The sequence below is a fragment of the Streptomyces sp. TS71-3 genome (genome assembly GCF_018327685.1).
In the GTDB taxonomy this organism is placed as follows: domain Bacteria; phylum Actinomycetota; class Actinomycetes; order Streptomycetales; family Streptomycetaceae; genus Streptomyces.
The window spans coordinates 313,321-331,606 of sequence record NZ_BNEL01000001.1 but is presented as its reverse complement, the minus strand read 5'-3'; the positions used below and the strand labels follow the sequence as shown (position 1 = coordinate 331,606).

The 18,286-nt window shown below is 74.7% G+C and carries 16 protein-coding genes; 9 read left to right on the top strand and 7 right to left on the bottom strand.

The annotated features are described in order from the left end of the window. Nucleotides 1–4: 4 nt before the first annotated feature. The 3 genes from Sm713_RS01470 to Sm713_RS01460 are packed head-to-tail and all read right to left on the bottom strand — an operon-like array spanning nt 5 to nt 4,042. Nucleotides 5–2,011, bottom strand: coding sequence for an L-aspartate oxidase (locus Sm713_RS01470; RefSeq protein ID WP_212907892.1), 2,007 nt, complete (start codon nt 2,009–2,011; stop codon nt 5–7). Then, on the bottom strand, nt 2,008–3,048 hold the full coding sequence (panC, locus tag Sm713_RS01465) for a pantoate--beta-alanine ligase (RefSeq protein WP_212907891.1): 1,041 nt from the start codon (nt 3,046–3,048) through the stop codon (nt 2,008–2,010). Before panC ends, Sm713_RS01470 begins: the two co-directional genes overlap by 4 nt. A 40-nt stretch (nt 3,049–3,088) precedes the next feature. Beyond that, nucleotides 3,089–4,042 carry a Rossmann-like and DUF2520 domain-containing protein gene (locus Sm713_RS01460; protein ID WP_374196023.1) on the bottom strand — a complete coding sequence of 318 codons (954 nt, stop codon included), beginning with the start codon at nt 4,040–4,042 and terminating at the stop codon, nt 3,089–3,091. A 171-nt stretch (nt 4,043–4,213) separates the two neighbouring features. Between Sm713_RS01460 and Sm713_RS01455 the strand changes: the two genes are divergently transcribed. After that, a complete protein-coding gene (locus tag Sm713_RS01455) occupies nt 4,214–5,422 on the top strand; it encodes a low specificity L-threonine aldolase (RefSeq protein ID WP_212907889.1) in 1,209 nt (402 codons plus the stop codon). Between the two features lie 269 nt (nt 5,423–5,691). On the opposite strand, the gene Sm713_RS01450 is transcribed toward Sm713_RS01455, so the two are convergent. Both Sm713_RS01450 and Sm713_RS01445 read right to left on the bottom strand, forming a co-directional pair. Then, nucleotides 5,692–6,417 carry a response regulator transcription factor gene (locus Sm713_RS01450; RefSeq protein WP_212907888.1) on the bottom strand — a complete coding sequence of 242 codons (726 nt, stop codon included), beginning with the start codon at nt 6,415–6,417 and terminating at the stop codon, nt 5,692–5,694. Nucleotides 6,418–6,483: 66 nt separating this feature from the next. After that, a complete protein-coding gene (locus Sm713_RS01445; protein WP_212907887.1) occupies nt 6,484–7,692 on the bottom strand; it encodes a sensor histidine kinase in 1,209 nt (402 codons plus the stop codon). 135 nt (nt 7,693–7,827) lie between these two features. Between Sm713_RS01445 and Sm713_RS01440 the strand changes: the two genes are divergently transcribed. Then, nucleotides 7,828–9,099: an SAM-dependent methyltransferase gene (locus Sm713_RS01440; RefSeq protein WP_212907886.1), complete on the top strand. Its 1,272-nt coding sequence runs from the start codon at nt 7,828–7,830 to the stop codon at nt 9,097–9,099. Between the two features lie 135 nt (nt 9,100–9,234). On the opposite strand, the gene Sm713_RS01435 is transcribed toward Sm713_RS01440, so the two are convergent. After that, nucleotides 9,235–10,386 carry an NADH-quinone oxidoreductase subunit D gene (locus tag Sm713_RS01435; RefSeq protein WP_212907885.1) on the bottom strand — a complete coding sequence of 384 codons (1,152 nt, stop codon included), beginning with the start codon at nt 10,384–10,386 and terminating at the stop codon, nt 9,235–9,237. 69 nt (nt 10,387–10,455) lie between these two features. On the opposite strand from Sm713_RS01435, the gene Sm713_RS01430 reads away from it, so the two are divergent. Together Sm713_RS01430 and Sm713_RS01425 are read left to right on the top strand one after the other, a co-directional pair. Next, complete coding sequence (locus Sm713_RS01430; RefSeq protein ID WP_212907884.1) at nt 10,456–11,082, top strand: PH domain-containing protein; 627 nt, start codon at nt 10,456–10,458, stop codon at nt 11,080–11,082. A gap of 227 nt (nt 11,083–11,309) precedes the next feature. Further along, nucleotides 11,310–12,590 (top strand): PH domain-containing protein, encoded by a 1,281-nt coding sequence (locus tag Sm713_RS01425; RefSeq protein ID WP_249416485.1) that lies wholly within the window; start codon nt 11,310–11,312, stop codon nt 12,588–12,590. A gap of 150 nt (nt 12,591–12,740) precedes the next feature. Here the strand turns inward: Sm713_RS01425 and Sm713_RS01420 are convergent, their stop codons facing one another. Then, nucleotides 12,741–14,105, bottom strand: coding sequence for a hypothetical protein (locus tag Sm713_RS01420; RefSeq protein ID WP_212907883.1), 1,365 nt, complete (start codon nt 14,103–14,105; stop codon nt 12,741–12,743). Between the two features lie 616 nt (nt 14,106–14,721). Here Sm713_RS01420 and folP point away from each other — a divergent pair. From folP to Sm713_RS01395, 5 genes are all read left to right on the top strand, one after another. Next, nucleotides 14,722–15,618 (top strand): dihydropteroate synthase, encoded by an 897-nt coding sequence (gene folP / locus Sm713_RS01415; RefSeq protein ID WP_212907882.1) that lies wholly within the window; start codon nt 14,722–14,724, stop codon nt 15,616–15,618. Then, nucleotides 15,615–16,082: a nuclear transport factor 2 family protein gene (locus tag Sm713_RS01410; protein WP_212907881.1), complete on the top strand. Its 468-nt coding sequence runs from the start codon at nt 15,615–15,617 to the stop codon at nt 16,080–16,082. Before folP ends, Sm713_RS01410 begins: the two co-directional genes overlap by 4 nt. Before the next feature lie 280 nt (nt 16,083–16,362). Further along, entirely contained in the window at nt 16,363–16,722 is a 360-nt protein-coding gene (gene folB, locus Sm713_RS01405) for a dihydroneopterin aldolase (RefSeq protein WP_374195947.1), read from the top strand. Beyond that, a complete protein-coding gene (gene folK, locus Sm713_RS01400; RefSeq protein ID WP_212907879.1) occupies nt 16,719–17,333 on the top strand; it encodes a 2-amino-4-hydroxy-6-hydroxymethyldihydropteridine diphosphokinase in 615 nt (204 codons plus the stop codon). Before folB ends, folK begins: the two co-directional genes overlap by 4 nt. A gap of 155 nt (nt 17,334–17,488) precedes the next feature. Further along, complete coding sequence (locus Sm713_RS01395) at nt 17,489–17,974, top strand: DUF3180 domain-containing protein (protein WP_212907878.1); 486 nt, start codon at nt 17,489–17,491, stop codon at nt 17,972–17,974. The last annotated feature ends 312 nt before the right edge of the window (nt 17,975–18,286 follow it).

Genomic DNA, 18,286 nt, shown 5'->3' with positions numbered 1-18,286 from the left:
TCGGTCACTGCTCCTGGGGCTGCGGTGTGGCGGTGTCGGACGGGGGCTGGGCGGTGTGGGGCGAGGGGGCGGCCTCGGCGTCCGCGCGCGCGGGAGGCGCGCCGGCGGCGCCCGGGGGTGCGGCGGCGGAGGCCACCGGGGCGTGCGCGGGGCCGGTGGGCGCGGCATCCCCGACGGGCGGGAGGGCCGGTCCCAGGGTGGTCCGCAGCGCGAGGCTCCGGTCCGGGTTCAGGCCTACCACGACATGCCGCCGCCACCCGTCGTCGTCGCGCTCCGGGTGGTCCAGGCGCCAGTGGCAGCCACGGGTCTCGCGGCGCTCGCGGGCGGCGGCGACGAGGACCCGGGCGACGCACAGCAGGTTGGTGGCCTCCCAGCTGTCGACACCGGGCTCGGCCGTCTTGCCCTGCTCGTCGAGCGCGTTCCGCGCATCGGTGTGGAGCTGCTCCAGCTGGACGGCGGCGCGCTCCAGGGAGGCGGCGGAGCGCAGCACTCCGGCGCCCTCGGACATGATCCGCTGGATGGCGAACCTGGTCTCGGGCGCGAGCAGCGGCTGCCGCGGCGTTTCGGGGGCGGCCGTGGGCGCGGGCACGCGCGCGTGGAATGCGCCCGCACGGTGCCGGTCCGCGATGTCGGCGGCGATCCGCTCGGCGTAGACGAGCCCTTCGAGGAGGGAGTTGGAGGCGAGCCGGTTGGCGCCGTGCACGCCGGTGCAGGCGACCTCTCCACACGCGTAGAGCCCTGGCACGGTGGTGCGGCCGCGGCGATCCGTGCGCACGCCGCCGGAGGCGTAGTGCGCCGCCGGGGCGACCGGGACGGGCTCGGTGACGGGGTCGATGCCGTGCGCCCGGCAGGCGGCGAGGATGGTGGGGAAGCGGCGCTCCCACATGGCGGCGCCGAAGTGCCGGGCGTCCAGGTACATGTGCTCGGCGCCCTGCTCCTGCATCCGCCGCGTGATCGCCTTGGCGACGATGTCCCGGGGCGCCAGCTCGCCCAGCTCGTGCTGCCCGGTCATGAAGCGCACCCCGCCGGCGTCGACCAGGTGCGCCCCCTCGCCGCGCACCGCCTCGGAGACCAGCGGCTGCTGCCCCTCCGCGTCCGCGCCCAGGAAGAGCACGGTCGGGTGGAACTGCACGAACTCCAGGTCGCTGACCTCGGCCCCGGCGCGCAGTGCGAGCGCGACCCCGTCGCCGGTGGACACGGACGGGTTGGTGGTCGCCGAGAACACCTGGCCCATGCCGCCGGTGGCGAGCACCACCGCGGGCGCGTGCACCGCGCCCACGCCGTCGTGCTGGCCCTCCCCCATGACGTGCAGGGTGACCCCGGCGGTGCGGCCCGCGGCGTCCGCCAGCAGGTCCAGGACGAGGGCGTTCTGCACGGTCCGTATGCCACGCGCGCGCACCGCCTCGACGAGGGCGCGGGAGACCTCGGCTCCGGTCGCGTCACCACCCGCATGGGCGATGCGGCGGCGGTGGTGGCCACCCTCCCGGGTGAGGGCGATGCCGCCGGTGGCGGTGGAGGTGTCGAAGTGGGCGCCGGTCGCGATGAGGCGGTGCACCGCGCCGGGCCCCTCCGTGACGAGGAGCCGGACCGCCTCCTCGTCGCAGAGGCCGGCGCCGGCGACCAGGGTGTCGTCGAGGTGCTGCTCGGGGGTGTCGCCGTCGCCCAGGGCGGCCGCGATGCCGCCCTGCGCCCAGCGGGTGGAGCCGTCGTCCAGGCTCGCCTTGGTGACGACGACGGTGTCGAGGCCGGCGGCCGAGCAGCGCAGCGCCGCCGTGAGCCCGGCCACGCCGGAGCCGACGACCACGACGTCCGCGGTCTGCGACCAGCCGGGGGCGGGGGCGTGCAGCCGGATGCCGGCGGCGGGCCGGGACTCCGCGAGGTGCGGCTCCGCGAGGTCCGGTTCAGCGGGGCCTGGCGGGTCCTCGGGCGGGACGGCCCTGCCGCCGGCGCCCTGTGCGGCTTCGCGGGCGTTGCGGGGTGCTCTCGGTACGGGGTGCCGGGTGCCGGTCATGTGGCGGCTCCGTGGGGTCCGAAGGTGAGCGGGATGTTGTCGATGAGCCGGGTGGCGCCCACCTTCGCGGCGACCGCGAGGACGGCGCCGCCCGTGTGGTCGTCCGGGATCTCCGTGAAGTCGGCCGGGTCGACCAGGGCCAGGTAGTCGAGTTCGAGCGGGGGCGTGCGGGTGACGGCCTCGTCCAGGACCAGACGGGCCGCCGCGCGCACGTCCTCCGGTGCGTTGACGGCCGGGGACGCGCTCCCGGGGCCGCCGGATATCGCACTGGCGACGGCGTGCGCGTCCGCGGCGGCGCGGGACTCGCCCAGGGCGGTGAGGGCGTCGGCACGCGCGTGCGTGGTGGGCGCGGTGGCGGCCCGGGCGCGCAGCGCCTCCTGGGCGGCGTGCCGGTCGCGGCCGGCGAAGAGGGCGCGGGAGAGCACCAGAGCGGTGCGGCGCTCCGCGGCCGACAGGTAGCGGTTGCGGCTGGACAGCGCGAGGCCGTCCTCCTCGCGGACCGTGGGCAGCGCGACGATCTCCACCGGGAAGTTCAGGTCCCGCACCATGCGCCGCACGAGGGCGAGCTGCTGGGCGTCCTTCTGCCCGAAGAGGGTGACATCCGCCTCGGTGAGGTGGAGCAGCTTGGCGACGACGGTGAGCATGCCGTCGAAGTGGCCGGGTCGGAAGGCGCCCTCAAGGCGCTCGCCCATCGGGCCCGCGGCGATGGTCACCTGCGGGCGGCCGCCGGGGTAGACCTCGTCGGCGCCGGGCGCGAACACCACGTCGGCGCCCGCCCGTTCGGCGATCTTCAGGTCGGAGTCCAGGGTCCGGGGATAGCGGTCCAGGTCCTCGCCCGCGCCGAACTGGAGAGGGTTGACGAAGACGGTGAGCACCACCTCGCCGCGCCCGCCGGGCCCGGCGTCGGCCCGCTCGCGGGCGGCGCGTATCAGGGCGGCGTGGCCCTCGTGCAGGGCTCCCATGGTCATCACGACGGCGCGCCGGCCGGTACGCGTGCGTGCCCGCAGGTCCGCGGCGGTGTGCACAAGAGCGGTCATCGGATCCCCCCGTCGGTGCCGTGCTCGGCGATCCCAGCTGTCATCGGGCTCCCCCGTCCGTGCCCGGCCCGGCGCCGTGCGCCAGGACGTCCAGCAGGTCCTCGGCGAGCTCGGGCTTGAGCAGGCCGTGGGAGAGCGCGCGGTCGGCCGTGGCGCGCGCCATGGCCAGGTATCCGGCGACGCTGGCGGGGGCGTGCCTGCGCAGTTCGGTGACGTGCGCCGCGACGGTGCCGGCGTCGCCGCGGGCCACCGGGCCGGTGAGCGCGGCGTCGCCGGAGCGCAGGGCGTTGTCCAGGGCGGCGCCGAGCAGCGGCCCGAGCATCCGGTCGGGTGCGGCGACGCCCGCGGTCCGCAGCAGGTCCATGGACTCGGCGACCAGGGTGACCAGGTGGTTGGCACCGATCGCGAGCGCCGCGTGGTACAGCGGGCGCGCCGACTCCTCGATCCACTCGGGCTCGCCGCCCATCTCGATCACCAGCGCCTCGGCGGCCAGCCGCAGCTCCTCGGGCGCGGTGACGCCGAAGGAGCATCCGGCGAGCCGGTGCACGTCGACGCTGCTGCCGGTGAACGTCATCACCGGGTGCAGCGCGAGCGGGAGCGCGCCGGCCCGCAGGGCGGGGGCCAGCACGCCGATGCCGTACCGCCCGGAGGTGTGCACGAGGAGCTGGCCCGGGCGAACCGCACCGGTCTCCACGAGCCCTTCGACGAGCCCCGGCAGGGTGTCGTCGGGCACCGTCAGCAGGACCAGGTCCGCGCGCTGGAGGACGTCGGCGGGCGGCATCACCGGCACGTCCGGCAGCAGCTCCTCGGCGCGCCGCCGGGAGGCGTCGGAGACGGCGGAGACGGCCACGGGGCGGTGCCCGGCGAGGCGCAGGGATGCGGCCAGCGGGGGGCCGACGCGGCCCGCGCCAACGACGCCGACGGTGAGCCTCGCGGGGCGTGTGCTGGGATCCGGTGGGGGTGTGTTCACGCGTACGGCGGCCTTCCGTTCCAGTCCGCTGTGGGGTACCGGACGATTTCTCGTCATGTTAACGCTATCCGCCCCCGGTGCGACTGTGTCATCCACAGGCTGTGACGTCCCGAACACCCGACCGCGGAACCGGATACTCCGTCACGCCGGGTGAACCGGTGCCCCGGGCACGGGACGTACGCCATGCTTCGGAACATGAGCGGGAGCAGCAGCGAGAACCAGCAGCACAAGGACGCGCGACATGAAGTCGCGCAGGACAAGGACGCCATACGCACCCGCCGGATCGCCGCCCAGCGGTCGGTCCGGCGGTGCCTCGGCCACAACGGGATGCACGTCCCCATGAGGGAGCGGCTCGCGGCGCTCCTCGAACACGGGCCGCTCGTCCACGACCTGGACGAGCCCCCGGACCTGTACGGGGACCGCATCGTCCAGGCGCTGGAGGAGCGCGTCGCCGGACTGCTCGGCAAGGAGGCCGCGGTCTTCTTCCCGACCGGCACCATGGCGCAGCAGGTGGCCCTGCGCTGCTGGGCGGGCCGGACGGGGAACGCGACGGTCGCGCTGCACCCGCTCGCCCACCCCGAGGTCCACGAGGAGGGCGCCTTCGGGGCCCTCAGCGGCCTGCGCACCGTGCACCCCACCCGGGAGCCCCGGCAGCCGACCGCCGACGAGGTGCGGGAGTTCGGCGAGCCGTTCGGGGCGCTGATGCTGGAACTGCCGCTCAGGGAGCCCGGTTTCCTGCTGCCCACCTGGGACGAGCTGACCGCGGTGGTGGCGGCCGCGCGGGAGCGCGAGGCCGTGGTGCACTTCGACGGGGCGCGCCTGTGGGAGAGCGTCCCGCACCTCGGGCACTCCCTGGACGAGGTCGCGGACCTCGCGGACAGCGTCTACGTGTCGTTCTACAAGTCGCTGGGCGGCCTCGGCGGCGCCGCGCTCGCCGGACCCCGGACGCTCACCGACGAGGCGCGGTCCTGGCGGCACCGGTACGGCGGGCAGATCGCCCACCAGTTCCCGACCGCCCTGTCGGCGCTGATCGGCCTTGACCGGGAACTGCCGCGGCTGCCGTCGTACGTGGCGCACGCGCGCGTGGTGGCCGCCGCGCTCAAGGAGGGCCTCGCCGCCGCGGGGGTGCCGTGGGCGCGGGTGCACCCCGGGGTGCCGCACACCCACCAGTTCCAGGTGTGGCTGCCCTACGAGGCCGAGGTGCTCCAGGAGGCGTCCCTGCGGCAGGCCGAGGAGACCGGCACCGGGCTCTTCTGGAACTGGACCGCGTCCGGCACGCCCGGCACCGCGTGCACCGAGGTCACCGTGAACGCGCCCGGCCTTGAGTGGACACCGGACGACGTCAAGGAGGCGGTGTCGGAGTTCGCGGGGAGGATTTCCTCGCGGGGCGGCTTTCCGGGTTAGGGGTTTGCGTGGGCCTGGGCTGCCCCGGCCTGCCCTCCGGGCGGGGTGGTTTCGGCCCTCACAGGACCATCCGCCCGTTCGGCTTGCTCGCGCAGTTCCCCGCGCCCCTATCGGGGCGCAGTGCGCGCCGCGGCCGCCCGGGTGAGCCTGGGCCGGGGCTGCCCTCCGGGCGGGGTGGTTCCGGCCCTCGCGGGACCATCCCTCCCATGGGCTTGCTCGCGCAGTTCCCCGCGCCCCTGTCGGGGCGCGGCCCCACGACACCGCCCCGGTCAGAAGCCCGTGCCTCCCCCGGCCCGTACCAGGCCCGTCTCGTAGGCGAGTACCACCACCTGTACGCGGTCGCGCAGGCCGAGCTTGGTGAGGATGCGGCCTACGTGCGTCTTCACGGTGGCCTCGGAGAGCACCAGGCGGGCGGCGATCTCGCCGTTCGACAGGCCCTGGGCGACCAGCACCATGACCTCGCGCTCCCGCTCCGTGAGGCGGTTCAGCTCCTTCTGCTCGGACTCCTGCCCGGAACCGGAGGGCAGCATCGGCGCGAAGCGGTCCAGCAGCCGCCGGGTGGTGGACGGCGCGACGACCGCGTCACCGCTGTGCACGGCGCGGATCGCCGCCAGCAGCTCCGAGGGCGGCACATCCTTCAGCATGAAGCCCGAGGCACCCGCCTTCAGCCCGGAGAAGGCGTACTCGTCCAGGTCGAAGGTGGTCAGGATGAGCACCTTCGGGGGGCTGGCGGCGGCGCATATCCGGCGGGTGGCCTCCACGCCGTCGAGCCGCGGCATGCGGACGTCCATCAGCACCACGTCGACGGAGGTGCTGCGCAGCGCCTCCAGCGCCTCAGCGCCGTCGCCGGCCTCCGCCACCACCTCCATGTCCGGCTGGGCGGTCAGCACCATCCCGAAGCCGGTGCGCAGCAGTACCTGGTCGTCGACGAGCATCACCCGGATCGGCCGCCCGGGCTCGGGGGGCTGGGGCGACGGCGGCGGGGTGGGCTGCATCGGGGGACATCCCTTCGTGGGCCTGGGCGACAGCCTTGAGCGGGCACCGGGAGCGGTCCGGGTGCATCAGCGAGCGGGTTTGAGCGGCAGCAGGGCACTGATACGGAAGCCTCCGCCCGGGCGCGGTCCGGCGTCCAGCGTTCCGCCGACCATGCCGATGCGCTCCCGCATGCCGATCAGGCCGTGGCCCCGGCCGTCGGCGCCGCCGTCCTCGTACAGCTCGTGCGGGGCCCCCTTGCCGTCGTCCTCCACGAGCAGCCCGAGGCCGTCGTCGAAGTAGACCAGGCGCACGCTCGCGCCGACGTCGGGGCCGCCGTGCTTGCGGGTGTTGGTGAGCGCTTCCTGAACGATCCGGTAGGCGGTGAGCTCCACGCCGCTGGGCAGCGGGCGCGGGGTGCCCTCCACCTTGTAGTCGACGGGCAGGCCGGCGGTGCGCACCTGCTCGATGAGCTCGTCGAGCTGGCCGACGTCGGGCTGGGGGACGTAGTCCTCGCTGTCCTCGGGCTCGCCGGTGCGCAGCACCCCCAGCAGCCGCCGCATCTCCGCGAGGGCCTGCCGTCCGGTGCCGGAGATCGTCTCCAGCGCCCTCTTGGCCTGGTCGGGGGCGCTGTCCATGACATAGGCGGCGCCGTCCGCCTGGACGACCATCACGGAGACGTTGTGGGCCACGACGTCGTGCAGCTCGCGCGCGATGCGGGCGCGCTCGGCGGCGACCGCGACCTTGGCCTGCGCCTCGCGCTCGCGCTCCAGGCGGGCCGCGCGCTCCTCCAGGTGGGCGAAGTAGGCACGGCGGGTGCGGACGGAGTCGCCGAGCACCCAGGCGAGCGCGAACGGCACGGCCTGGAAGACCGTCACCAGCACCTGGCCGAGGATGCCGGCGCTGTTGGTCGCCGGCCACACCAGCTGGGACAGCGGCGCCGCGCAGAGGCCGCCGATCAGCGCGAACCGGGACGCCCAGCCGGCGCCGTCGGCCGCCACCGTGTAGATGATGACCAGCATGGCGAAGTCCCCGGGCATGACCGCCACGTCGAACGCCACCTGGGCGAGCCCGCCCACGGCGGCGAGCAGGAGCATGTGCTCCGGCAGCCTGCGGCGCAGGGCGATCACGACCGACATGGCGACGGCGATGGGGAACACCGCGGCGAACGGCTTGTGCGCCGCCCCCTGCGTGGAGAGGTTCAGCTCGCTCGCGACTTCGAGACCCAGGAGGATGACGGCCCAGAAGCCGTCGACCCATGTCGGGTGTCTGCGGAGAAAGTCGTAGAGGCGCTGCACGTAACCCAGCGTAGAGACGCGTGCAGCGTGCAGGAGTCAACCGGAGGGCCGATCCGTATCGCCTGCTCGTACTCCGCAAGGTGGAGGCGGCCCCGCGACCTGCGCCTACTCTTTTGCCCGTGACCGATGAGGCGGATGCCCGTGACGGATGAGGCAGAACGGCTGCCCGGCGCCGGCGGGGACCCCGCGGGTGAGCGCCCCGACGTGCCGCTCGGCTCGCTGCCCGGCTGGCGGGAGGCGGCCGAGGCTGCGCTCTACGGGCCCGGCGGCTTCTATCTGCGCCCCGAGGGACCGGCCGGCCACTTCCGCACGTCCGTGCACGCCTCGCGGCTGTTCGCCGAGGCGGTGGCGCGACTGCTCTGCGGGGTCGACGAGGCGCTGGGCCACCCGGCGGAGCTGGCGTTCGTCGACATGGGCGCGGGCCGCGGCGAGCTGGTGCACGGCGTCCTCGCGGCGCTGCCCGCCGAGGTCGCGGCCCGCGCGCGCGGGTACGCGGTCGAACGGGCGGGGGTGCCGCAGCCGCTCGGTGCGGAGGGCGACCGTGAGGGCGGTCCGGGGACTGGTCCCGGGGAGGGCGCGGGGGATCCGGTGGCCGCAGCGGGAGCCGCAGCGGCAGACGTCGTCTGGTGCGCCACTCCCCCGCAGGGCGTGACCGGCCTCCTCTTCGCCAACGAGTGGCTGGACAACGTCCCCCTGGACGTCGTCGAGGCGGACCCCGACGGCGTGCTCCGCCGCGTCCTCGTCCGGCCCGACGGGACCGAGGTGCTCGGCGGGCCGCTGGACGAGGGCCCCGACGCGCGCTGGCTGCGGCGCTGGTGGCCGGGGGCCGCGCGGCCCGGTCTGCGGGCGGAGGTGGGGCGGCCCAGGGACGGGGCGTGGGCGGCCGCCGTGGGCACACTGAGGGCCGGTTACGCGGTCGCGGCGGACTACGGGCACCTGCGGGCATCCCGTCCCGCCCACGGGACACTCACCGGCTTCCGGGCCGGCCGCGAGGTACCGCCCGTGCCGGACGGCTCCTGCGACATCACCGCGCACGTGGCGCTGGACGCCTGTGCCGCGGCGGGCGCCGAACGGGCCTCGGCCTCGGCCGGAGCAGGCCGAACCGGAGCCGCGCGTACCCCCCTGGGAGCAGGTCCCGCCGGCCCCCGTCTCGTCACCCAGCGCGACGCGCTGCACGCCCTGGGGGTGAACGGCGCACACCCCCCGCTGACGCTCGCCACCACCGACCCCGCCGCCTACGTACGCGCCCTGGCCGCCGCGTCCGAGGCGGCCGAACTGACGGCAACGGACGGACTCGGCGCCTTCGGATGGCTGCTGCAACCGGTGGGCATGCCGCACCCGGCGGCGCTCCCCGAGGGCACCCCGCTCGCCGTACCGCCGGAGGACGGCGCCCGGACGGCCCCGTAGCCGCCGAGCACGCCGCGACCCGCCACCGGCTCACCGCCGCCTTGTCGCCGCCTCGTCGCCTACCCGCCGCCGATGGTCACCGCCACCGCCGGCCTGCCGCCTACTCGTCGATTGCGTGGTCGATTGCGTGGTCGATTACTTGTCGATGTCGCCGACGACGAAGAACAGCGACCCGAGGATCGCCACCATGTCGGCGACCAGGGTGCCGGGCAGCAGTTCCGTGAGGGCCTGGATGTTGTTGTACGACGCGGACCTGAGCTTCAGCCGGTAGGGCGTCTTCTCGCCCTTGGAGACCAGGTAGTAGCCGTTGATCCCGAGCGGGTTCTCGGTCCAGGCGTAGGTGTGCCCCTCCGGGGCCTTGAGGACCTTGGGCAGCCGCTGGTTGACGGGGCCCGGCGGCAGGTCGGCGAGGCGGTCCAGGCAGGCGTCGGCGAGCCGCAGGGAGTTGTGCACCTGCTCCAGCAGGCACTCGAAGCGTGCCAGGCAGTCGCCCTCCTGCCGGGTGACCACCTGGAGGGTGTCCTGCAGCTCGGGGTAGGCGAGGTACGGCTCGTCGCGCCGGAGGTCGAAGTCGACGCCGCTGGCACGGGCGACGGGCCCGCTCACCCCGTACGCGTGCACCGCCTCCGGCGTCAGGACGCCGACGCCCCTGGTGCGGCCGCGGAAGATCTCGTTGCCGAGCACCAGCCGGTCGTAGACGTCCATCCGGGAGCGCAGCGCGGCCACCGCCCCGCGCGCGCGTGCGGTCCATCCCGCGGGAACGTCCTCCTTGAGGCCGCCCACGCGGTTGAACATGTAGTGCATGCGCCCCCCGGAGACCTCCTCCATCACGTTCTGCAACTCCTCGCGCTCGCGGAACGCGTGGAAGACGGGGGTGATGCCGCCGAGTTCCAACGGGTACGAGCCGAGGAACATCAGGTGGTTCAGGGTGCGGTTGAGCTCGGCGAGCAGAGTGCGCAGCCAGACCGCGCGCCGGGGGACCTCCATGCCGAGCATCCGCTCGACGGCGAGCACCACGCCCAGCTCGTTCGAGAACGCGGACAGCCAGTCGTGGCGGTTGGCGAGCACGATGATCTGGCGGTAGTCGCGGGCCTCGAAGAGCTTCTCGGCTCCGCGGTGCATGTAGCCGATGACGGGCTCCGCGTGCAGGATGCGCTCGCCGTCCAGCACCAGCCGCAGCCTGAGCACGCCGTGGGTGGACGGGTGCTGCGGCCCGATGTTGAGCACCATGTCGGTGCTCTCCGCGGCGCCGCCGACGCCGACCGTGGTCTCCGTGGTGGGGCTCATGCCGCCGGTCTCTCTTCTCCGTCGCTCCTTCGAGGGGCCCGACCAGTGTGTCCTACGTACGCTTGCGGCATGGAGACGGGGAGCGGGACGGATACGGCGGCCGGCGGCGGCAGCGCGGGCGGCGGGCCTGACGCGGGCGGCTCCGGGGGTGAGCGCCGCGCGGGCGGCCCCCTGGGCGGGTCCGGCACGGAGAACGGGTACGGCGGCGGGGCCGGCGCGGATGAGGAAGCCGGCGCCCCCGCCTGGGTGGGGCTGCCGCCGGGGCTGCTGCGGATGCGGCGGCTGCTGCTCACGGTGTGGCTGGTCCCGGCGACGGTGGCCGCGGTCGTGCTGCCGGCGCTGTTCGTCGATCCGCTCTGGGCGCTGTGCGCGCTCATACCGGCCGCGGCGCTCGCCGGCGGGTGGCGGATGCTGGGGCGCAACTGGCGCTCCTGGCGGTACGCGGAACGCGCCGACGACCTGCTCATCAGCCGGGGCGTGCTCTGGCGTGAGGAGACGGTGGTGCCCTACGGCCGGATGCAGCTCGTGGAGGTCACCTCGGGCCCCGTGGAGCGGCACTTCGGCCTGGCCGGCGTGCAACTGCACACCGCGGCGGCCGCCACGGACGCCCGTATCCCGGGCCTGCTCCCCGAGGAGGCCGAGCGCCTACGGGACCGCCTCACGGAGCTGGGCGAGGCCCGATCGGCGGGCCTGTGAGGACGCCGGAGGCGGACGGGAGCGGCGCGGAGGCCGTGTCCCGCGGCGACGGGGAGACGGCGGAGACGGCCGGGACCACCGAGTTCACCAAGGCCACTGGGACCTACGGGGCTGGTCAGGCCAACGGGGCTGGTGAGGCCACCTCCGACGCCGACGCGGCCACCAAAGCCACCACCACGGCCACCACGGCCACCACAGCCACCACAGCCACCACAGCCACCGAGGTCATCGAGCACCGCCTGCACCCCGTCACCCCGCTGCGCCGCGCCTGGGCGCCCATAGCCATCATCGTCGGCTGGGCGGTGCACGACCCCGACCAGGCGCAGCACCGGCTCTCCCAGCTGACCGTCACCACCTTCCTCGGCGGCCTGGCGGCGCTCGTCGTCGCCGCCGCCCTCTACGGCTTTCTGACCTGGTGGTTCACCCACTTCGCCGTCACCGACACCGAGCTGCGCATCCGCACCGGGCTGGTGTTCCGGCGCACCGCGCACATCCGCCTGGACCGGTTGCAGGCGGTGGACGTCAACCAGCCGCTGCTGGCCCGCTTCGTGGGCGTCGTGAAGCTGAAGCTCGACGTCGTCGGCACCGACAAGAAGGACGAACTCGCCTACCTGGGCGAGCAGGACGCGCGCGGGCTCCGTGCCGAGCTGCTGGCGCGCGCCGCGGGCTTCGCGCCCGAGCGGGTGCGCGAGGTCGGCGAGGCCCCGTCCCGCCAGGTGCTGCGCGTGCCCCCGCGCACCCTCGCCCTCTCGGTGGCGCTGACCGGCACGGCCTGGGGCCCCGTGGTGCCGGCGCTGGCGGCCCCGGTGGCGCTGTGGATGTTCACCCACAACCTGTGGACGGTGATCGCGGTCGCCGCCCCGCTGCTCGGCGGTGCCTTCGCGCGGACGGTGGGCCGGTTCATCGCCGAGTACGACTGGACGGTGGGCGAGTCGCCGGACGGCCTCCGCATCGACCACGGCCTGCTCGACCGGGCGCACGAGACGGTGCCGCCGGGGCGGGTGCAGACCGTGCGGCTGGTCGAGCCCCTGCTGTGGCGGCGGCGCGGCTGGGTGCGGGTCGAACTGAACGTGGCCGGGTCCGCGAACACGGTCCTGCTGCCGGTCGCGCCGCTATCGGTCGCGCAGGACGTCGTCGCCCGAGTACTGCCCGGGGTCGACGTGCCGGGGGACTTCTCACCGGCGCCGCGCCGGGCCCGGTGGTGCCTGCCCCTGTGGTGGCGCGGGCAGGGGATCGCGGTCACCGACAGCGTCTTCGCGGCCCGCCGCGGACTGCTGCGGCGCACCGTCTCGCTGGTACCGCACGCGAAGGTGCAGAGCGTCCGGCTGGTGCAGGGGCCCTGGGAGCGGCTCGCGGGGCTCGCGGACGTCCGGGTGGACAACGGCGCGGGCCGCACCGTCTCGGCCCGTCTCAGGGACACCGCGGAGGCACGCGCCCTCCTGCACGCCCAGGCCGACCGCTCCCGAACGGGACGGCGCACGGCACGCCCGGACCGGTGGATGGCCTAGGGGCACGCGCGCGTACGCGTAGGGGCACCCGAGCGGAGGCACGCGCGCGGGAACGCACGGGCCGCGCCCCCCGGGACGCCGCCCCCTCGGAGGACACCCTCGGAGGACTCTCTCGGAGGACTTCCTGGGAGAACGCGCTGGCAGGACTCGCTAGGAGACCGCGTCCCGCAGCCCCGTGACGTCGAGTTGCTCCGTCTCGTCGTGCGCGGTGAGGTCGATGACCTGGCCGACACCGCGCTCGGCCTCGGAGGCCGGCTTGAAGGCGGCTTCCGCCTCGTCCTTGTGCAGGGCCGTCTCCGTCTGGCCGACCGCGTCGGCGAGACCGGTGTTGTGGGCGGACTCGGCGGAGGGTGCCGAGTCGCCCGCGACCTTGTTGCCGAAGAAGTCGAAACCGCCGCCCAGGGCGGGCCGCGCCGGCGCCGGGGGCACCACTACGGCGGCCGCGGCCGGTGCCTTCGTGTAGCGGGTCTCGGGTTGCGGGTCGCCGGCCGGGCGCTCGTGGGTGTCGCCACCGTCGCCCGCCGAGGATCCCGGCTGCCCGGACTCGGGCCGCCGCGAGGACCTTCCGGCCTCCGGCTGCCCCGGCGTCCGCTGCCCGGCCGACTGCCGTGCCGCGGCGGCGGACGAGGACGTGCGCGGCTGCCGCTGCGCCTGCGCCGGGACACGGGGGCCGTTCTCGGCGGGGCGGGAGCCGCTGCCCGCGGGGCGCCCGCTCTCGGCGGCCGGGGCGGGCTTCCGCTGGACGGGGGGCTTTCGCGGCCCGGTGCTCTCAGGGGTCCGCGGGGCGGGAGCCCCGGGGCCGCGCCGCTCCGGCTGCGGCGGGGCGCTCTGCCCGGCCCCGCGTGCCAGCAACTCCAGCGCGGCGTTGGCCCGGAGGAAGAGCGAGACGGGGGGCGTGGTGCTGCGCGCACGCGCCGCCTCCGCGCTGCGCCGCAGGGCCGGCAGCCGCTGCTCGGGGGTGAGCTCGCGAGCCGGCTCCGGGGCGGGTTCGGGCCGTGCCTCCGGGCGGGCCGCGGAACCGTGACCCGCGTGCCCCGCCCCCTCGGAGGGGCCCGCGGGGCTCGCCTCGATGGCCAGCAGGCGGCGCCCTTCGAGGGCGCTCGCGCGCTCGGTCTCCGCCGTGGCGTACCGGCGCAGCAGTGCCGCGTGCTCGTTGCGCAGGCCGGCCAGCTCCGTGCGCTTCGCGCGGAGCTTCTGCTCCAGCTTGTGCCGGAGCTCGCGCGACTCGTCGAGGTCCGCCTCCAGCTCGGCGACCCGCTCCTCGTGCGCCCAGCCATCGCTCTCGCGCGCACGGACCAGGTCCGCGACCTGTCTACCCGCCAGCCGGTCCCAGCTGCGCATCACGACCGAGCCCACCACCGCGGCCACCGCGGCACCCACCGCGAGGCCACGCAGCACCACCGGCTCCACGGAGAACCAGGTGCCGGCAGCGCACGCTACGGAGACGCCGGCGATCGCCGAGGAGGGCAGCAGCTTGTGCAGAGGCGGGGAATGGCGGTGACGTCCACGTGGCATGGCCAGAAACTTACCGCGCGAGGGGCTTTCTTGGTGAGCCGCAGAGCAAATTCCCTCTACCAGACGGCGAAGAACGGCGCCAGGTATCAAAAAAGAGACACCTGCCACTAGAACAGCCGGACAAACGCCGCTGAACACCACAGAGTTGCCCGAGCCTGCGCCACGACGACACCGTCACGTCGCCACCCTCCCAAGAGGCTGGTTCTGTCGTTTCCCGACCACCGGCAGGTGGTGGCTGCTCGCGCCGTTGCCCGCGCCCCTATCGGGGCGCAGCCCCGTCCTGAGGGGCGCGGGGAACCGCGCGACAAGCCACGACGACACCGTCGGGTCGTCAACGGCCCGAAGGGGCTGGTTCTGTCGCTTCCCGACCACCGTCCCCCACTGCCTGAAGGGCGTGGGAGGTACCCCCAGGATGGTTGCTCGCGCAGTTCCCCGCGCCCCTGTCGGGGCACCGGGGTCGCCCCGAACAGATGCTCCGCGCCGGGGGGGCCGGGGTCACTCCGAACACACGCCCCGCCCCGGGGGTACCCGTGTCACCCCGCACATTCCGTGCCGGGACGCAATCGGGGCGAGCCGCCCGCCGCCCGGTGTCGGACGGCGGGCCTAGGCTGGAGGCATGCGTACGTTGCGTGGCCGAGGCCGAGTCGCGGGTCTTCCCGAGTGGGACCGCTGCGCGGTGATGGGGGTCGTCAATGTGACACCCGACTCCTTCTCCGACGGCGGCCGCTTCTTCGACACCACGACCGCGGTCAAGCACGGCCTCGACCTGGTCGGCCAGGGCGCGGACCTGGTCGACGTGGGGGGTGAGTCCACCCGTCCGGGTGCCGCCCGGGTGGACGAGGCGGAGGAGCTGCGCCGGGTGATCCCGGTGGTGCGCGGCCTCGTCTCGGAGGGGGTCACCGTCTCCGTGGACACCATGCGCGCCTCCGTCGCCGAGCGGGCCCTGTCCGCGGGCGCCCTGCTGGTCAACGACGTCAGCGGCGGCCTCGCCGACCCCGCGATGATCTCCGTGGTGGCCGAGGCGTCCGTCCCGTTCGTGGTGATGCACTGGCGCGGCTTCCTTGAGGGCCCCAACGTCCGCGGGGTCTACGCCGACGTGGTCTCCGAGGTCGTCACCGAGCTGCGGGCCCGCATCGACGCCATGGTCGACGGCGGCGTGCGTGCCGACCGGATCATCGTCGACCCCGGCCTCGGCTTCTCCAAGGACGCCGAGCACGACCTCGCGCTCCTCGCCCACCTCGACCGGCTGGCGGAGCTGGACCGGCCGGTGCTGGTGGCGGCCTCCCGCAAGCGGTTCCTCGGCCGGGTCCTGGCGGGCCCGGGCGCCGCGCCGCCACCCGCGCGCGAGCGCGACGCCGCCACCGCCGCCGTCTCGGCCATCGCCGCGCACCAGGGCGCCTGGGCGGTCCGCGTCCACGAGGTGCGCGCCACCGCGGACGCCGTCCGGGTCGCCCAGGCCGTGGCGCAGGCCGCGACCGCGCAGGGCCCCGGCGCCGGGGAAGGAACCTCGTGACCGGCCCCGCGCGGACCGACTTCGAGCAGGTGGAAGGCGTGAACACCGCCTTCTACGAGGCGCTGGAGCGCGGCGACTTCGAAGAGCTGGCCGACCTGTGGCTGAGCGACGGCGAGCCCGAGGTCTCCTGCGTGCACCCGGGCTGGCCGGTCCTCACCGGCCGCGGCGAGGTCCTGCGGTCGTACGCGTTGATCATGGCGAACACCGACTACATCCAGTTCTTCCTGACCGACGTCAAGGTCTCCGTCACCGGCGGCACGGCCGTCGTGACGTGCACGGAGAACATCCTCAGCGGAGGCCCCGCCCCCGACGACAGCGACGAGCCGGGACCGCTCGTCGGACAGCTCGTGGTCGCCACGAATGTGTTCCTGCGCACACCCGGTGGCTGGAAGCTCTGGTCGCACCACGGCTCGCCGGTTCTGGCCGAATCCGACGAGGACGAGGGTGACGACACCGCCGCCTGAGTGGGTATGCGCCCCAGTACGGCGCCGGGTCCAGCCTGGTCGTCGGCCTGGAGCAGCCTCGGCCGCGCCGCCCCGGACAGCGCAGGAGCGCGTTCGCCGGGGCGCCGGCGCGGGGGTATCGCAGCGGTGGCCGGGAGCCGTCGCGACCTGATCGGTGTTACGCCCGGTCACGGTCCCGGCCCCCGGCGCCGTCGGTGCCCACAGGTAGATTCCCTCCGGGGCCGGCGTCCGGCCGCACCTGGCACACCCGCCATGACCGACGACGGCAGGAGTGATTCGCGTGGATCGTGTCGCGCTGCACGGCCTCAGAGCCCGCGGACACCACGGGGTCTTCGCCCGGGAGCGGGAGGAGGGCCAGCCCTTCGCCGTGGACCTCGTCCTGGGCCTGGACACCCGCGCCGCCGCGGCCGACGACGACCTCACGAAGACCGTGGACTACGGCGCGGTCGCGGAGGAGGCCGTCGGCATCGTCGCCGGCGAGCCGGTGTCCCTGATCGAGACGCTGGCGGAGCGCATCGCCCAGGCGTGCCTGAAGTACGAGGGGGTGCTGGAGGTCGAGGTACGCGTCCACAAGCCGGACGCGCCGATCACGGTCCCCTTCGACGACGTGACCGTCACCATCACCCGGAGCCGAGCATGAGCGCTTACTTCGCCGACGAGGGCCAGGGCGACCCGACCGTGCAGCCGGTGCCCGCCTCCGTGGTCCGGCAGGTGGACGCGGCCGATACGACCCTGAGCAACCCCAAGCGTGCGGTGATCTCGCTGGGCAGCAACCTCGGCAACCGGCTGGAGACCCTCCAGGGAGCCGTCGACGCCCTGGAGGACACCCCCGGCCTGCGCGTCAAGGCGGTGTCCCCGGTGTACGAGACGGAGCCGTGGGGCGTCGAGCCGGGCAGCCAGCCGACGTACTTCAACGCCGTCCTGCTCGTGAGGACGACGCTGCCGCCGAGCTCGCTCCTGGAGCGCGCGCAGGCCGTGGAGGAGGCGTTCCACCGAGTGCGCGAGGAGCAGTGGGGGCCGCGCACCCTCGACGTGGACATCGTCGCCTACGCCGAGGTGGTCTCCGACGACCCGGCGCTCACCCTCCCCCACCCCCGCGCCCACGAACGGGCCTTCGTGCTGGTGCCCTGGTACGACGTCGAGCCGGACGCGCAGCTGCCCGGCCGGGGGCCGGTCGTCCACCTGCTGGAGGACGTCGGGCGCGACGGCGTGGCGCCGCGCGTCGACCTGGAACTCCGGCTACCGGAGTAGTCGTTATGGTCTACCGGAAAGCTCTGCGGGGCGGGCCCGGCCACGCCTGACGGCCCCCGGCCGGACCGAGGACCCCGCGGACCAACGCAGGGTGCCCGCACCCACCGCACGCTCCGGCCGGAGCGGGTGTGCGGGACCGTCGGCGAAGGGGCGATGTGAAGCAGCTACGCATCAGGGTGCTGGCCGGGGTTTTCGTAGTCGCCGGAGTGCTCTCCTGGGCGGGCGCCCGGCTCTGGGACACGTTCGGCACGCTACCGAGCGTGCCGCTGGCCGCGCCGATCGTGCTGGCGGTCATCGCCGTGATCCTGCTCGCCACCGCCCTGTCGCTGCGGGCCCGGCTGCGGGCCCAGCGTGAGCGGCAGGCCGGTGCGAAGGGGGTCGATCCCATGATGGCGGCCCGTGCGGTGGTGTTCGGGCAGGCCAGCGCGCTGGTGGCGGCTCTGGTCTCCGGTATGTACGGCGGTACGGGCGTCTACCTGCTGGAGTCCCTCGACATTCCCGCCCGGCGGGATCAGGCCATCTATGCCGGGCTCGCGGTCGTGGCCGGTGTCGGGGTGATAGCGGCGGCGTTCTTCCTTGAGCGGGTGTGCAAGCTGCCGGAGGACGACGACGAGGACGAAGCGGGCGCAGCCCGCAAGTAGCCCCACCTTCTGTCCGGGGTGCCCCCGGTGCGCCCCGGTACATGCGGCCTGGGTTAGCCGCCGATCCGGGGTCCCCCCTGGCGCGCCTCCTGTCCCGGTCTATCCCGGTACCCCTAAGGGGCGCGGGGAACTGCGCGATCAGCCATCCTGGGGGTACCTCCCACGCCCTTCAGGCAGTGGGGGACGGTGGTCCGGAAGCGACAGAACCAGCCCCTTCGGGACGGTGACGACCTGACGCTGTCGTCGTGGCTGGTCGCGCAGTTCCCCGCGCCCCTTTAGGGCACCGGGGATACCCCGGACAACAGCGAACCC

Excerpts from the sequence above, each read along its gene's own strand:
- Sm713_RS01470 (WP_212907892.1), bottom strand. The coding sequence starts at position 2,011 with ATGACCGGCACCCGGCACCCCGTACCGAGAGCACCCCGCAACGCCCGC.
- Sm713_RS01430 (WP_212907884.1), top strand. The coding sequence starts at position 10,456 with ATGGAGACGGGGAGCGGGACGGATACGGCGGCCGGCGGCGGCAGCGCG.
- Sm713_RS01450 (WP_212907888.1), bottom strand. The coding sequence starts at position 6,417 with ATGCAGCCCACCCCGCCGCCGTCGCCCCAGCCCCCCGAGCCCGGGCGG.
- Sm713_RS01435 (WP_212907885.1), bottom strand. The coding sequence starts at position 10,386 with ATGAGCCCCACCACGGAGACCACGGTCGGCGTCGGCGGCGCCGCGGAG.
- Sm713_RS01420 (WP_212907883.1), bottom strand. The coding sequence starts at position 14,105 with ATGCCACGTGGACGTCACCGCCATTCCCCGCCTCTGCACAAGCTGCTG.
- folP (WP_212907882.1), top strand. The coding sequence starts at position 14,722 with ATGCGTACGTTGCGTGGCCGAGGCCGAGTCGCGGGTCTTCCCGAGTGG.
- Sm713_RS01440 (WP_212907886.1), top strand. The coding sequence starts at position 7,828 with ATGCCCGTGACGGATGAGGCAGAACGGCTGCCCGGCGCCGGCGGGGAC.
- Sm713_RS01455 (WP_212907889.1), top strand. The coding sequence starts at position 4,214 with ATGAGCGGGAGCAGCAGCGAGAACCAGCAGCACAAGGACGCGCGACAT.
- panC (WP_212907891.1), bottom strand. The coding sequence starts at position 3,048 with ATGACCGCTCTTGTGCACACCGCCGCGGACCTGCGGGCACGCACGCGT.
- folK (WP_212907879.1), top strand. The coding sequence starts at position 16,719 with ATGAGCGCTTACTTCGCCGACGAGGGCCAGGGCGACCCGACCGTGCAG.